This window comes from Halobaculum magnesiiphilum, from assembly GCF_019823105.1.
In the GTDB taxonomy this organism is placed as follows: Archaea; Halobacteriota; Halobacteria; order Halobacteriales; family Haloferacaceae; genus Halobaculum; species Halobaculum magnesiiphilum.
In genome coordinates, this window is sequence record NZ_CP081958.1 from 2,624,295 (window position 1) to 2,637,887 (window position 13,593).

Genomic DNA, 13,593 nt, shown 5'->3' on the forward strand with positions numbered 1-13,593 from the left:
TGTGGTTCCGGAACGTTTTTGCGGTCGTCGCCCCGCGGTCTGGGTATGTCAGACGACGTCGAAGCCGACCTCCGCGAGCAGTTCACGGACGCGTTCTCGGGCGCCGACTTCCCGGTGTCGAGCCAGATGGACCTCGTGCCCGCGCTGCCGCAGGGCCCCGGGACGAAGTTCGAGTCCGGCGACTTCTCGGTCACCGCGATGGAGCTGGCGGCGAAGCTGGGCTCCAGCCAGGACTTCCCCTACGATGACGTCGAGTCCCTCGTCGACGACGTCATCGAGGGCCTGAAGGACAACGGAATGATCTGAACGGCGACGACGACCCGCCCGTTTCACGCTGTCTCGATCCCGCGCTGGCGACGGCGTCGGCTATCGCGCCGGTGACCGCGTGGGCGACCGCACCGGTGACCGCGTCGGAGGTCGCGCCAGCGACCGCGTCGGCGGATCGGCCCGGCCCGGCCCGGCCCGGACCGGCGAGGGGTTCAATAGCGACCGTCGCCAATCGCGGGTGTGATCGGTGAGTGGCTCGCGGCGCTGCCGGGATGGCTCGTATGGGGCGTCGCCGCCGGCGTGGTCGCCTCCGCCGGCGTCGCGGGCGTCTTCCTCGCGGCCAACCGCCTGTTCCCGGACCCCCCCGCGCGGACCGGTTCCCGCGACCAGGGGTCGCTCCGGCGGAAGGCCGAGATCCGCGACTACCTCCGGCGCATCGACGAGCGGTTCGTCGAGAACGCCGACCTCGACGGCACGCGCGTCGAGTTCTACCTGCCCGAGCGGGACGTCGCGCTCACCTTCGACGTCCACGCGTACTTCGGCATCCGCGACGACGAGGACCGACACACCCGCGTGATCCTCTGTGAACACGAGATGCCGGGCCGCCACCTCGGGCGGCGCCTCCCGTTCGAGGTGCCCGACCTCCACCTCGGCCCCGACCCGACGGCGAGGCCGGTGACCGCCGCCTTCGACACGCTCGAACTGCCGGCCACCGCCGACGAGGAGTCCGTCGAGCGGGCCTACCGCGAGAAGGTGAAGGAGACCCACCCGGACCAGGGCGGGAGCCGCGAGGCGTTCTCGGAGGTCCGGGAGGCGTACGCGACCGCGCTGGATCACGCCGAGGAGTCGTCCGGGACCGGTCGCGGACGCGCCTGACCGAGCGCTCGTCCTACCGCGAGATCCCGCCGTCGCCCTCGGCGACGACGCGCTCGACCTCCTCGGGGGTGACGACCGCGAGGTCGCCGGCGATCGTCCGCTTGAGCGACGCGGTCGCGGCGCCCCACTCCAGGGCGGCGTCGATGTCGCCGCCGATCGCACGTTTCGCGAGGAAGCCGCCGACGAACGCGTCGCCGGTGCCGATGGCGTCGAGCGTGTCGGCCTCGTACACCGGCTGCTCGAACACCTCGCCGTCGTGGAGCGCGAGCGCGCCGCGGTCGCCGCGGGTGACCACGACGGTCTCGAAGCCGAAGTCGGTCGCCAGCCCGTGGGCGACCTCGACGGCCTCGCCGTCGCGGTCGAGTACCGCCTCCGCGTCGCGCTTGGCGACGAACAGCGCGTCGACGTGCTCGAACAGGGCCGTCAGGGTCTCGCGGGCCTCGGCGTGGCTCCAGAGCTTGCTCCGGTAGTTCAGGTCGAAGCTCGTCGTCGCGCCCGCCTCGCTCGCGCGTTCGAGCACCGCCCGGGTCGTCTCGGCGGCGGCATCGGACAGCGCCGGCGTGATCCCCGTGGTGTGGAACGCGGTCGCGTCGTCGAGCACGCCCAGCGGGATCTCCTCGGGCGCGACGGTCGTCACCGCCGAGTCCGCGCGGTCGTAGATGACGTTCGTGCCGCGGGGCTCGCCGCCGTGTTCGAGGTAGTAGGTGCCGAGGCGCGCGTCATCGTCCCACGCGACTCCGGTGCGGACGCCGTGGGCGCGCAGTTCGCTCACGACCCGGCGGCCGAGCGGCGAGCGCGGGAGCTTCGACAGCCACACCGAGTCCAGTCCCAGCGACGCGCCCGCGACGGCGACGTTGCTCTCGGCGCCGCCGACGCGCACGTCGAACTCGTCGGTCGTCTCCAGCCTGGTCCCCTGCGGCGGGGAGAGTCGCAGCATCGTCTCCCCGAACGTGACGAGGTCGGTCATGCGCGAGGCGACGGCGGGGGCCACCAAGAAGGGTCTGGAAGCGCGGCGGCGACGAGTCGATCTACTCCGCGCGCCGGCCGCCGTGGCCGGGATAGTCGCGCTCGAACCGATCTTCGATTTCCCCTCGGCCGAACTCCACGAGCACGGGCCGTCCGTGCGGGCATGCGTATGGGTTCTCGCAGGCGTCGAGCGCGTCCAGCAGGTCGGCGACGCTCCCCTCGGTCAGCGAGGTGTTCCCGGTCACGGACGGGTAGCAGGCCAGGTCGGCGAGCAGCGCGTCGGCGACCTCCGAGACGGGCCGGTCGCCGGCGGTCACCTCGTCGGCGAAGGCAGCGAGCACGTCCCGCAGCAGGTCCGGGTCCAGCGTGGCGTCGAACACCGCCGGCACCGCCGTCACCGCGACGACGTGGGTCGGGGGGTCGTCGCCGCGGTCGCCGTCGGAACCGCCATCGCCGCCCTCGTCCCCGCCGCGCTGCTCGACGCGCTCCGCCCGGAACCCGACCTCGCGCAGCGCCTCGCGGAACGTCTCGAACAGCTCCGACTCGCGGGCGGTCAGCTCCAGTTCGACGGGCGTCGCGAGCGTCTGTGCGGGCGCGCTGTCGCCGACGGCGTTCCGGAGCCGCTCGTAGTTGACGCGCTCGTCGGCCGCGTGCTGGTCGACGAGGACGAGGCCCTCGTCGGTCTCGCAGACGACGTACGTGTCGTCGTACTGCCCGAGCACCCGCATCGACGGCAGCCTGTCGCGCTCGGTTCGATCGTCGGTGGTGCCCCCCGCCAGGGTCGACTGCGAGGGCGCCCCCCACGTCCGGGATCGATCCGACGGCGTCGCTTCCGAGGTGCCGGGGTCGGAGCCGGCGCCGTCGGCCGGCCCGTCCGCGGGCTCGCGGTCGTCCGCCCCGTCGTCGGACTGCCACGCCCGCGGCGACGGCGCCCCGCCGGCGGTCGCGTCCGTCCGTCCGCGCTCGGGGTGGTCGGTCGGTCGGTCGTCGTCGGTGCTCCCGCCGAGGTCGACGCGCCAGGCCGCGTCGTCGTCGGTCGCGGCGTCCGTGTCGGTCGCGTCGGCCATGCCGTCCGCCCCATCCGCGTTCGTGTCGCCCGTGCCGTCCTCCGGCGGCGTCACGCCGTCCGTCGGGGCGTCCGCCGGATCCTCGGGCGTCGAGTCGTCGGGCCCGCCCCAGGCGTCGAGTACGGAGGAGGTGGTCTCGGCGCCGGCGCTCGTCGCGTCGGCGGTTTCGGGGTCGGCGTGGCCGTCGTCGGGGTCGGTGGTTCCGTGACCGCCGTCGTCACTGTCGTCGTCACCATCGTCGTCCTCCCGGCGCTTGCGCGCGGCGTGTTCGTGGTCGGTGCCGGCCCCGCCGACGATCTCCGGGTCGACGGCGGCCTCGTCGGGAGCCGAGCGCCCCCGCGGTGCCGACGAGCGCACGAGACCGTGCTCCAACAGCGCCGCCCGGACCGCCTCGCGGACGGTTCCGATCACGTCCGCGTCCTCGTCGAAGCGCACCTCCGTCTTGCGCGGGTGGACGTTCACGTCGACGGCCGGCGCGGGCACGTCGACGAACAGGACGGCGAACGGGTAGCGGTCGGTCGCCAGTTGACCGCCGTAGGCGTCGACGACGGCGCCGCGGAGATCGCCGTCGCGCACCCAGCGGTCGTTCACGTACGTGGTGAGGTACTCCCGGCCCACGCGGGTCGTCTCCGGATGTGAGACGAGCCCCGAGACGGACACCGCTCCGGAGTCGGACTCGTATGCGACGTCGACCATCGACTCGGCGACCTCGCGGCCGTAGACGGCGAGGACGGCCGAGCGTCGGTTGCCGTCGCCGGGGGAGGCGAACACCTCGCGGCCGTCGTGCTCCAGCGAGACCGCCACGTCGGGGTTCGCGAGCGCGTACGCCGAGACGACGCCGCTGACGCGGTCGAACTCCGTGGCGGGCGTCTTGAGGAACTTCCGGCGCGCGGGCGTGCGCCCGAACAGGTCGCGTACCTCGACGGTCGTCCCGACGGGGCAGCCCGCCGGCTGCACCTCGCGCTCGTCGCCGTGATCGACGACGAGTTCGGCGCCGGTGTCGGCGTCGGGGGTGCGCGAGCGCACGGTCAGTTCCGCGACCGCGCCGACGGAGTGGAGCGCCTCCCCGCGGAACCCGAGCGTCGCGACGCCCGAGTCGAGGTCGTCCATGCCGTCGAGCTTGCTGGTGGCGTGTTTCGCCACCGCCATCGGGATCTCCTCGGGGGGGATGCCCGCGCCGTCGTCGCGCACGCGGATGCCGTCGATGCCGCCGTTCTCGACGGCGACGGCGACGCGGTCGGCGCCGGCGTCGAGGGCGTTCTCGACGAGCTCCTTCACGACGGAGGCGGGTCGCTCGACGACCTCGCCCGCCGCGATCTCCCGGACGGTGCGGTCGTCGAGCGCGCGGATCTCCCCGGTCATCGCTCGAACGCTCGGGGTCGAGGGGTATCAATCCCGTGTTCGGACGCACCCCCACGTTCGACCCGCGACCGACCACGAATTCCCCGTCACCGAAATTCTACGCGCTGAGAACTCCGGCGGACTGATTAAATACACCGTCCGCATCCGAGGGGATACGCAGATGAGCAGGAGTGGGACGCAGGAGGGAGTGGGACCCCGAGCGGTCGAGCGGGAGCGCTCCTCGAAGGCCGAGTTGGTGTTGACGCCGCCGGGACCGGACCGACGAACGATGCTGAAGCGCCAGGCGGTCTCGGGGTACGTCGATCACCCCACGGTCGTGGAGTTCACCTACGACTCCGATCCGGTGGCGCTGCACGAGCGCTGGCGCGCCGAGGTCGGCGCGCCGCCGTGTCATATGATCGTCGACGCGTCCGGAACCGGCGAGGTCCCCGGGCCGCGCGTCGCCGCCGACGGCGGATCCTTCGCCGTCGAGGGCGCGCACCCGCGGGATCTCACGGGACTGTGCATGAAGTGGCAGGACGCGCTGGCGGAGGCTCGCGGGCAGGGGAACCTGTTCGTCGCGTTCGACTCGGTGACCGCGCTCCTCCAGTACGCCGATCTCAGCGTCGCCTATCGGTTCCTCCACACCCTCGTCGCCGGCGTCCACCGCGTCGGCGCCCGCGCGCAGTTCTATCTCGACCCGGAGGCGCACGACGACCGGACGGTCTCGACGATTCAGGGGCTCTTCGACGCCGTCCGACGGATCGGCTGACCGGACGGCCGCACTCGCGACACCCTGATAGACCGTCCCCGCGTTCGGGACGGTATGGATCTCCGACGACGATTCGCCGACCTCGACGTGTTCTGGGAGCGCCACGCCAACCCCAAGAGCGGGTGGTCGCGGCTGCTCGCGACTCCCCTGATCCTCCTCGCCGTGTACCTCAGGAGCAAGCGGATCCTCGCCCTCGCGCTCGGGTGGACGGTCGTGAACCCGGTGCTCTTCCCCAGAGTCGACCGGGAGGTCGACCACCCCTCGATCATGACACGCGGCGTCGACGCCGAGCGCGCGTGGCTCCGCGGCGACCTCGACCCCGGCGCCTGGGAGCGACTCAACGGGCTCTCGGCGGCGCCGTTCGCCTACGCGCTGTACGCCGCCTACCGCCGGCAACCCGTTCGCGCCGCGGTCGCGGGCGCGGTCTCGATGGCGCTGAAGCTCGCGTTCGTGTTCGGGATCGCCCGGCGCGACGTGAGGCGACTCGACGCCGCGCGCGACGACTGAGCGCCGGTCGGCGCGGGCGGGGCGAGCCGCGCCGGCGACACCCTCCTGTGACCCTTGACGAACCGCTGGTGTTTACCGCGGAAGTTCCACTTCCTCCCCGTCTCGCGGTTTCACCGCTCACGGGTCACTCCGTCCCCGTTCGCTTCTCGTGGCCTCTCTTCGGTCGGCCACGCACCGCTCGACTTACGGGAGGTCTACGACCTCCCCCGCTCACGGCTCCGCGGCTCACGGGTCACTCCGTTCCCCGTTCGCCTTCTCGTGGCCTTCCTTCGGTCGGCCACGCACCGTTCGCGTTATCGAGGAAGTTCCACTTCCTCGCCGTCCGCCCACACGGTCGGCTCCGTCACGATCCCGTCGAGATGCAGCGGCGCGTCCGTGTCGCCGCCGATGCCCGCGTCGTCGCCGATGGCGATGTGGACCGTGCCGGCGGCCTTCTCGTCGAGCAGCACCGACCCGACGAGATCCGTGACGCCGACGTTCGTCCCGATGCCCAACTCAGCGAGGTTGTACGCGTCGCGGCCGACCTCCTCGGCGGCGGCCTCGACCTGCTCGCGAACCTCGTCGTCCGAGATGTCGGTGACGAAGCCGTCCTCGACCTCGAAGCGGAGCTCCCGTCCCTCCAACAGGCCGTAGGGCATCATCGTCCCGTCGACGACGTAGGTGCCGTTCGCGTCCTCGGGGCTGACGAACACCTCGCCCGCGGGGAGGTTCGAGAACGAGCCCGCCTCGCTCACGTCGCCGGTGTCCGCCAGAAACTCCCGGTCGCCGGGCTCGAAGGTGATGTCGGTGCCGGCCTCGGTGGTCACGCGGATCTCCTCGGCGTCGCCGACCTGCGCCAGCACCTCGTCGCAGTGGCGGGCGATGGCGTCGTAGTCGGCGTCGAGGCCGGTGACGAACACCTCGCGGGTGATCCCCGGGAGCGTCGCGCCGCGGGCGCCGGCGTCGCAGGCGGCGCCGCGGGCGCGGGTGTGACTCAGGCTCTTCGTCGTCGGCGCGAGGAAGGCGTCGGCCTCACGCATCGCGGCGGCGACGGGCGCGGGCGGCTCCTCGCCGTGCTGGCTCGCGGGCGGATAGCGGACGATACTCGCGTCGTCGGTCACCTCGCTGGCGACCGCGTACAGCGCCTCGCCGATCTCGGCGCGCTTGTCGTCGGTGACGACCGCGAGCGACTCGTCGTCCCCGAGATCGAGACACTGGTGGATCGCCGTTTCGGCCGCGGCACGGAGGTCGTCGTCCATACCGACGCTGCGACCCGATCCCGTTTGGGCCTGTCGGAGCGACAGCGACGCCGATATCGTCGGAGCGATTCCGCCGAATTCGGGGCGCTTACTCGGTCTGTAGTTGTTTTCTGGTTATTCGACCCGTAACGATTAACCCCGGGCACGAAGGAGCATTTTACAATGATCCAGGTGGGCGTCAACGGGTACGGCACGATCGGGAAGCGCGTCGCCGACGCGGTGGCCGCACAGCCCGACATGACGCTGACGGGCGTGGCGAAGACCCGCCCGAACTACGAGGCCGAGGCGGCGATCCGGAAGGGGTACCCGCTGTACGCCGCGATCCCCGAGCGGGCGGACCTGTTCCACGAGGCCGGGATCGACCTCGCGGGCGAGGTCGAGGACATGGTGATGACCGCCGACGTGGTCGTCGACACGACACCCTCCGGGATCGGCGCCGACAACCGGGACCTGTACGAGCGCTACGACACGCCCGCCGTCTTCCAGGGCGGCGAGGACGCCGACGTGGCCGACGTGAGTTTCAACGCCCGCTCCAACTACGACCTGGCGAGGGACGACGACGTCGAGACCGCCCGCGTCGTCTCCTGTAACACGACCGGGCTCTCGCGGCTGCTCACGCCCCTGATCGAGACCTACGGCGTCGAGAAGTCGCGCGTCACGCTCGTCCGCCGCGGCGGCGACCCCGGACAGACCTCCCGCGGCCCGATCAACGACATCCTCCCGGACCCGGTCACGGTGCCCTCCCACCACGGCCCGGACGTGAACACGATCCTCCCCGACGTGGACATCGACACCCTCGGCGTGAAGGTGCCGGCGACGCTGATGCACCTCCACTCGGTGAACGTCACCCTCGATGCGTCACCGTCGGCAGAGGAGGTTCGCGAGCTGTTCGGGGACGAGCCACGGCTGTTCCTCGTCCCCGAGGAGACCGGCATCGACGGGACGGGGAAGCTGAAGGAGTTCGCGATGGACACCGGCCGCCCGCGCGGCGACCTCTGGGAGAACTGCATCTGGGAGGAGTCCATCTCGATGGAGGGGAACGACCTGTACCTGTTCCAGTCGATCCACCAGGAGTCGGACGTGATCCCCGAGAACATCGACGCGGTCAGGGCGCTGCTCGACTGGGAGGACCGCGGGACGAGCATGGCGACGACCGACGAGACGCTGGGCGTGGGGCTGGAGTCGCTGTTCGACGGCCAGCGCCAGCGCGTGGTACCGAAGCACAACGGCGACGATTGAGGCGAGACGCGAGGAAGCGAACGTAGTGAGCGACTGAGCGTCTCGGAAGAACGGCGGCGAGGTCGTCTGGCCGAGCCGCCCACAAATGAGGCGAGACGCGAGGAAGCGAACGGAGTGAGGCGACGGGAAACGGCGGAGCGGTCCCCGTCCCGTGCTTGTTATCCCAGGTCGCGGACGGTTACGTCCCCGGACGCCGTATCAACGAGCATCGCCGTGGGCGCCTCCTCGCGGCCGGGGATCGGCACGCCGCCTGGGTTGAGGTGGACGGTCCCCTTGTGCTCCTCGTGCACGCGCTCGTGGGTGTGGCCCCGGAGGACGTAGTCGTAGCTCTCGCTGGCGATCAGGGCGTCGACGATCGGCTCGCTGGTGCCGTGGTAGACGGCGAACTCGGTTCCGTCGAGCGTCAGCGACGCGAACTCGCCGTGGTAGGTGCCGAACCCGCCCACGGCGTCGGCGAGCGCCCACTCGCCGTCGTTGTTGCCGCGGACGGCGTGAAACTCCCAGTCCGCGTCCGAGCCGTCGACCGCGTCCGGGTCGAACGGCGTCGCGGAAAACGGCGCGACGATGTCGCCGCAGTGGATCACGGCGTCGGCGCCCGCGTCCGCGAACGCCTCGACCGCGGCCTCGACGTACTGTGCGTTGTCGTGGGTGTCGGAGACGACGCCGACGAGCATGGACGGGGCGTCACTCCGCGGGCTAATCAACTGTCCGCCCGCACCGCGGGGCATGGCGACGCCGGATCGGCGAACCTACGCGTCGCGCTCGGCGCTCCGGATCAACAGTTCGACCGCGGGCAGCGGCTCGCCGGTGAGCGCGCGGATGTACGCGCCGCCGGCGATGGAGACGTGCGAGAAATCGTCCTCCGCCATCCCGTACATCGTGATCGCGCGGGAGGTGTCGCCGCCGCCGACGACCGAGAAGCAGTCGGTGTCGGCGATGGCCTCCAGCACGCCGACGGTGCCGACGCTGAAGCGCTCGTCCTCGAAGACGCCCAGCGCGCCCTTCACGAACACGGCCTCGGAGTCGCGGATCGCGGGCTCGTAGTCCGCGACGGTCCCGGAGCCGATGTCGAGGAACGCCTGCGTCTTCTCCACGATGTCGTCCATGTCAATCTCGGCGCGCTCGCCCTCGGCGTCCTCGTACGCCAGATCCGACGCGAGCGTAACCTGCTCGCGGCGCTCCTCGAGCACCGACCGGATCGTCTCCTCGTTGGCGTCCCACTGCTCGTCGAACAGCTCGGTGTCCACGTCCTCGCCGACGGGGTAGCCCGCCGCGCGAAGGAACAGCTCGCCGGCGACGCCGCCGAGCAGGAACCGGTCGACTTTCTCGTCGAGCGCCTCCATGACGCCGATCACGTCGGTCGCCTTCGTCCCGCCGACGACCATCGTCACGTCGCCGTCGAACTCGCGCTCGGCGATGGCGGTGTTGGCCTCGTACTCGGTCTGCATCACGCGGCCGGCGTAGCTCGGCAGCCGGAGCGGGAACCCCACGAGCGACGCGTGCTTTCGGTGTGCGGCCGAGTAGGCGTCGTTGACGTAGGCGTCGAACTCCGGCGCGAGCGTCCGGACGAAGTCGCTGTCGGCGTGCTCCTCGGGCTCCTTCTCGGGCAACTCGTCGTCCGTCATCCGGGTGTTCTCCAGCAGGAGCACGTCGCCCGCGTCGAGGTCGCGGACGGCGGCGAGCGTCTCGTCGCCGAACGTGTCGGCGACGAAGTCCACGTCGACGCCGGCGTGCTCGGCGAGGATGTCGGCGTGCTGTTCCAGCGAGACGAAGGTGTCCCTGCCCGGGCGGCCCTGATGGGCCATGAGCGCGATGCGGTGCCCGGTCTCGGCCAGCTCAGAGACGGTCACGGCGTGGCGGGAGAAGCGTCGGTTGTCCTGTACGACGCCGTCCTCGACCGGGGAGTTGAGGTCGAGGCGGACGAGGACACGCTGCTCGGCGGGCAGGTCGTCGAGGGTGCGGAAGGAACGCATCACGCGGACAGTCGCCCGACTGCTACTTAGAAGGTGAGGACCCCCCGACGCCGACGTCGCAGGGTCACGGTTTCCCGCCCAGACCGAGCACCGCGAACCGACCCAACTCGCCGTCGACCTCGACGATCACGTCCGGGAGCTTCGTTCCCGTGATCGGGGTGTCGAGCGGCGTCATCCGGTACTCGTCGGCGAGGTCGCCGTCGAGGACCCCCCTGACGGTGTAGCGGCCGACCGTCAGGGTCGGGCCGTCCCGGTCGTATCGCTCGCCGGCCGGCATCTGGATCGCCTCGTGGAACCGCTCCGTGCCGTCGTCGGCGACGATCGACAGATCGACCTCGTGGTCGTCGTCGTCGTGATTGTTGACGTGGATCCGGACCGCGTCCTCGAACAGCCCGGTCCGCCACAGACAACCGGCCGTTCCGGCGATCCCGATCGTTCCGACGGCCGCGGCGACGGTCCGTCTGGAGGGCATTGCGAGCGCGTTCTCGTGGGCGGCGCAAAAACCTACGCCGCGGCCTCGAGCTCCCTCGATCACGTTGAGCGCGACGGCGACCCGACCGCTCGCCGCTGTTCCCGTGATCTTCTCGCCGTCGCCCGTCGGCCTCACGTTGTTCGTGGGCGGCTCGGGTCGCGCGGCGCCGGCCTAATCGTCGCTCGCTTCCGCCTCGGTTCGGGAGGCGCGCTTCGCCGCGCGGTCGATGAACTCCTGGGGCAACTCGTCGATCTCCCCGGCCTGCACGCCCCACAGGTGGGCGTACAGCCCGTCCTCGTTCAGCAGCTCCTCGTGGGTGCCGCGCTCGGCGATCTCCCCCTCCTCGAGAACGACGATCTGGTCGGCGTCCTTGATCGTCGAGAGGCGGTGGGCGATGGCGAAGGTGGTGCGGTCCGCGGTGAGTTTGTCGATGGAGCGTTGGATGAGCATCTCCGTCTCGGTGTCCACGTCGGAGGTCGCCTCGTCGAGCACGAGGATCTCGGGGTCCTTCAGGATCGCGCGGGCGATCGAGAGCCGCTGACGCTGGCCGCCCGACAGCTTCACGCCGCGCTCGCCGATCTCCGTGTCGTAGCCCTCCGGGAGGTTCGTGATGAACTCGTGGGCCTCCGCCGCCTTCGCGGCCTCGACGATGTCCTCCTCGTCGGCCTCGAAGGTGCCGTAGGCGATGTTGTCACGGACCGTCCCGTAGAACATGAACGTGTCCTGGCTCACGTAGCCGAGCGACCGCCGGAGGCTCGGGATCGTCACGTCGCGGATGTCCTGTCCGTCGATCTCGATGCTCCCCTCGTTCACGTCGTACATCCGCAGGAGCAGCTTCAGCACCGTCGACTTCCCGGCGCCGGTCGGGCCGACGAGCGCGAGGGTGTCGCCGCCGTCGACCTCGAAGGCGATGTCGTCGACGATGGTCTCCCCCTCGTCGTAGCCGAACGTCACGTCGTCGTAGACGACCGTCCCGTCGTCGACCACGAGGTCCTCTGCGGCCGGGTCCTCGACGATCCGCGAGGGCGTGTCCATCAGGCCGAACAGGCGCGCGCTGGATGCGCGGGCGCGCTGGTACATGTTGATGATGGAGCCGAACTGGGCCATCGGCCAGATGAACCGCTGGGTGTAGAGGATGAACGTAGCGAACGTCCCGGGGCGCAGTTCAGCCCCGCCCGTCAGCCACAGGGGGGCCAGCCCGAGCACCCACAGGCCGCCCACGGCGAAGGTGATAACGAAGCCGACCCCGGCGATGACCCGAAGCGCGGGGAAGAACTTGATCCGAGTCGTGATGGCGTCCCAGTTGGCGTCGTAGTACTCGCCGGAGACGTCGTCGACGCGGTCGGACTCGAAGCTCTCGGTGTTGAACGTCTTGATCACCTTGATGCCGCCGAGGTTGTTCTCCAGCCGGGAGTTCAGGTGGCCGACCGTCTTGCGCACGTCGGCGTACTTCGGCTGGATCACGTCGATGAACTTCCACGTCGTCACCGCGATAATGGGGACCGGGATCAGCGAGATGAGGGCGAGGCGGGGGTTCAGCCAGAACATGATCCCGGCGATCCCGAGGACCATCACCGACAGCCGGAACGCGGAGTTCATGCCGTCGTTGAGGAACCGCTCCAACCGGTTCACGTCGTTCGAGAGGACGGACATCATCTCGCCGGTCTGTTTCTCGGCGAAGAAGTCCATGTTCAGCCGCTGCATCTTGTCGTAGGTGTCCGTCCGGATGTCGTGCTGGATGTTCTGTGCGAAGGAGTTCCAGCCGAAGTTCCGGATCCAGTGGAACACCGAGCCGCCGAAGAACGCGAACGCGATGATGCCGACGCTGAACATGAGCTGACCGCGCGGCTCCGGCGGGATGACGCTGTCCGGAACCAGCGGTAACTCGAACGGTGCGTTCTGCAGGAAGATCGCGTCGATGGCGAGCCCCAACAGCAGGGGCGGGAGGAGGTCGAGGATCCGCGCGGCGACGCTCCCGAAGAATCCCAGCCCGAAGAACCGGGAGTTGGGGACGCCATACTCGGAGAACAACCGCTTCATGGGATTATCCGTCTTCTCACGGATATCCTCGAAGGGGTCGTCCTCGTCGGAGGGATGGCTCATTACATACTCTCAGCGACACCAGTACCCTAAACGGTTCGCTTCGAATCGAAATACCCGGAGACGGCGCAGTCGGCGCCCGTCTCCGTCGGTTCTCCCCGCCGCGGCTCAGTAGTCCCCGGCGATCTCGACGGTGTCGCCCTCGCACACGTCGTGATCGTTCGTCCAGCCGTGGGGCACTTCGAGCACGTACTTCCCGGTGCCGCGGTACCGCCGGAGCTCGGAGTCGTTCGTTCCCTCCGGCGGGAGTTCGGCGTGGTGGATGCGGGTGATCGTGCCGTTGGCGGCGATGAACACGATGTCGATCGGGAACGACATCTCGCGCATCACGTACGCGTACCGGTCCTCCTCGTCGTGGACGAACAGCATCCCCTCGTTCTCGCCGAGCGATTCGGTGTCGGAGAGTCCGGTGTAGCGCTTGCTGTAGGTGTCGGCGACGCGCGCGTCCACGGCGCCGAGTTCGGCACCGTCCTCGTCGACGACGGTGACGGTCGTCCGGTCGTACTCGCCGTCGTTCGCGACGTTGGTGACGGCGCCGGTGCAGCCGGCGAACACGACCAGCAGCGCGAGGAGGGCGACGGCGGGGAGACGGCGCGCGGCCATGGTATCAGTGTGGGGCGGGCGGCGGGAAAGGGTATCGGGCAAAAGGTAAGCGTTATTCGAACGCGGGCGGTGTATCCGGGTACGGGCTCGTGGTCTAGTGGTTATGACGCTTCCCTTACAAGGAAGAGATCGGTGGTTCAACTCCGCCCGAGCCCAGTTCTGCCGCCGACAC

13 protein-coding genes and 1 tRNA gene are annotated in these 13,593 nt (G+C 70.2%); 6 read left to right on the plus strand and 8 right to left on the minus strand.

What is annotated here, in order from left to right:
• Positions 1-45 precede the first annotated feature (45 nt).
• On the plus strand, positions 46-306 hold the full coding sequence (locus K6T50_RS13435) for an MTH865 family protein (protein ID WP_222607082.1): 261 nt from the start codon (positions 46-48) through the stop codon (positions 304-306).
• A gap of 201 nt (positions 307-507) precedes the next feature.
• Entirely contained in the window at positions 508-1,143 is a 636-nt protein-coding gene (locus K6T50_RS13440; protein WP_222607083.1) for a J domain-containing protein, read from the plus strand.
• A gap of 13 nt (positions 1,144-1,156) precedes the next feature.
• On the opposite strand, the gene kdgK1 is transcribed toward K6T50_RS13440, so the two are convergent.
• Both kdgK1 and mutL read right to left on the minus strand, forming a co-directional pair.
• Entirely contained in the window at positions 1,157-2,110 is a 954-nt protein-coding gene (gene kdgK1, locus K6T50_RS13445) for a bifunctional 2-dehydro-3-deoxygluconokinase/2-dehydro-3-deoxygalactonokinase (RefSeq protein ID WP_222607084.1), read from the minus strand.
• Between the two features lie 61 nt (positions 2,111-2,171).
• The gene (gene mutL / locus K6T50_RS13450) at positions 2,172-4,538 is read right to left on the minus strand and encodes a DNA mismatch repair endonuclease MutL (RefSeq protein WP_222607085.1); all 2,367 of its coding nucleotides are present in this window, start codon (positions 4,536-4,538) and stop codon (positions 2,172-2,174) included.
• A gap of 160 nt (positions 4,539-4,698) precedes the next feature.
• Here mutL and K6T50_RS13455 point away from each other — a divergent pair, with 160 nt between their 5' ends.
• On the plus strand, positions 4,699-5,289 hold the full coding sequence (locus tag K6T50_RS13455; RefSeq protein WP_222607086.1) for a DUF7504 family protein: 591 nt from the start codon (positions 4,699-4,701) through the stop codon (positions 5,287-5,289).
• Positions 5,290-5,343: 54 nt separating this feature from the next.
• A complete protein-coding gene (locus tag K6T50_RS13460; protein WP_222607087.1) occupies positions 5,344-5,796 on the plus strand; it encodes a DUF6653 family protein in 453 nt (150 codons plus the stop codon).
• A gap of 293 nt (positions 5,797-6,089) precedes the next feature.
• Here K6T50_RS13460 and K6T50_RS13465 read toward each other — a convergent pair whose 3' ends face one another.
• Positions 6,090-7,034 carry an aminopeptidase gene (locus K6T50_RS13465; protein ID WP_222607088.1) on the minus strand — a complete coding sequence of 315 codons (945 nt, stop codon included), beginning with the start codon at positions 7,032-7,034 and terminating at the stop codon, positions 6,090-6,092.
• A gap of 162 nt (positions 7,035-7,196) precedes the next feature.
• Between K6T50_RS13465 and K6T50_RS13470 the strand changes: the two genes are divergently transcribed.
• Complete coding sequence (locus K6T50_RS13470) at positions 7,197-8,273, plus strand: type II glyceraldehyde-3-phosphate dehydrogenase (RefSeq protein WP_222607089.1); 1,077 nt, start codon at positions 7,197-7,199, stop codon at positions 8,271-8,273.
• Positions 8,274-8,431: 158 nt separating this feature from the next.
• Here K6T50_RS13470 and K6T50_RS13475 read toward each other — a convergent pair whose 3' ends face one another.
• The 5 genes from K6T50_RS13475 to K6T50_RS13495 all read right to left on the minus strand — a co-directional run bounded on the left by K6T50_RS13475 (position 8,432) and on the right by K6T50_RS13495 (position 13,421).
• A complete protein-coding gene (locus tag K6T50_RS13475) occupies positions 8,432-8,947 on the minus strand; it encodes a metallophosphoesterase (RefSeq protein ID WP_222607090.1) in 516 nt (171 codons plus the stop codon).
• A 75-nt stretch (positions 8,948-9,022) separates the two neighbouring features.
• On the minus strand, positions 9,023-10,246 hold the full coding sequence (locus tag K6T50_RS13480) for a phosphoglycerate kinase (protein WP_222607091.1): 1,224 nt from the start codon (positions 10,244-10,246) through the stop codon (positions 9,023-9,025).
• Between the two features lie 64 nt (positions 10,247-10,310).
• The gene (locus K6T50_RS13485; protein WP_222607092.1) at positions 10,311-10,718 is read right to left on the minus strand and encodes a hypothetical protein; all 408 of its coding nucleotides are present in this window, start codon (positions 10,716-10,718) and stop codon (positions 10,311-10,313) included.
• Positions 10,719-10,889: 171 nt separating this feature from the next.
• Positions 10,890-12,821, minus strand: a complete 1,932-nt coding sequence (locus tag K6T50_RS13490) for an ABC transporter ATP-binding protein (RefSeq protein WP_222607093.1) — start codon at positions 12,819-12,821, stop codon at positions 10,890-10,892.
• Between the two features lie 105 nt (positions 12,822-12,926).
• Positions 12,927-13,421 (minus strand): DUF192 domain-containing protein, encoded by a 495-nt coding sequence (locus tag K6T50_RS13495; protein WP_222607094.1) that lies wholly within the window; start codon positions 13,419-13,421, stop codon positions 12,927-12,929.
• An 83-nt stretch (positions 13,422-13,504) separates the two neighbouring features.
• On the opposite strand from K6T50_RS13495, the gene K6T50_RS13500 reads away from it, so the two are divergent.
• Positions 13,505-13,577, plus strand: a tRNA-Val gene (locus K6T50_RS13500).
• Positions 13,578-13,593: the final 16 nt, after the last annotated feature.

What these genes read in the sequence shown, in the direction of transcription:
- K6T50_RS13480 (WP_222607091.1), bottom strand. Translation starts at nt 10,246, where the DNA reads ATGCGTTCCTTCCGCACCCTCGACGACCTGCCCGCCGAGCAGCGTGTC.
- kdgK1 (WP_222607084.1), bottom strand. Translation starts at nt 2,110, where the DNA reads ATGACCGACCTCGTCACGTTCGGGGAGACGATGCTGCGACTCTCCCCG.
- K6T50_RS13470 (WP_222607089.1), top strand. Translation starts at nt 7,197, where the DNA reads ATGATCCAGGTGGGCGTCAACGGGTACGGCACGATCGGGAAGCGCGTC.
- K6T50_RS13465 (WP_222607088.1), bottom strand. Translation starts at nt 7,034, where the DNA reads ATGGACGACGACCTCCGTGCCGCGGCCGAAACGGCGATCCACCAGTGT.
- K6T50_RS13460 (WP_222607087.1), top strand. Translation starts at nt 5,344, where the DNA reads ATGGATCTCCGACGACGATTCGCCGACCTCGACGTGTTCTGGGAGCGC.
- mutL (WP_222607085.1), bottom strand. Translation starts at nt 4,538, where the DNA reads ATGACCGGGGAGATCCGCGCGCTCGACGACCGCACCGTCCGGGAGATC.
- K6T50_RS13495 (WP_222607094.1), bottom strand. Translation starts at nt 13,421, where the DNA reads ATGGCCGCGCGCCGTCTCCCCGCCGTCGCCCTCCTCGCGCTGCTGGTC.
- K6T50_RS13485 (WP_222607092.1), bottom strand. Translation starts at nt 10,718, where the DNA reads ATGCCCTCCAGACGGACCGTCGCCGCGGCCGTCGGAACGATCGGGATC.
- K6T50_RS13435 (WP_222607082.1), top strand. Translation starts at nt 46, where the DNA reads ATGTCAGACGACGTCGAAGCCGACCTCCGCGAGCAGTTCACGGACGCG.
- K6T50_RS13490 (WP_222607093.1), bottom strand. Translation starts at nt 12,821, where the DNA reads ATGAGCCATCCCTCCGACGAGGACGACCCCTTCGAGGATATCCGTGAG.
- K6T50_RS13455 (WP_222607086.1), top strand. Translation starts at nt 4,699, where the DNA reads ATGAGCAGGAGTGGGACGCAGGAGGGAGTGGGACCCCGAGCGGTCGAG.
- K6T50_RS13475 (WP_222607090.1), bottom strand. Translation starts at nt 8,947, where the DNA reads ATGCTCGTCGGCGTCGTCTCCGACACCCACGACAACGCACAGTACGTC.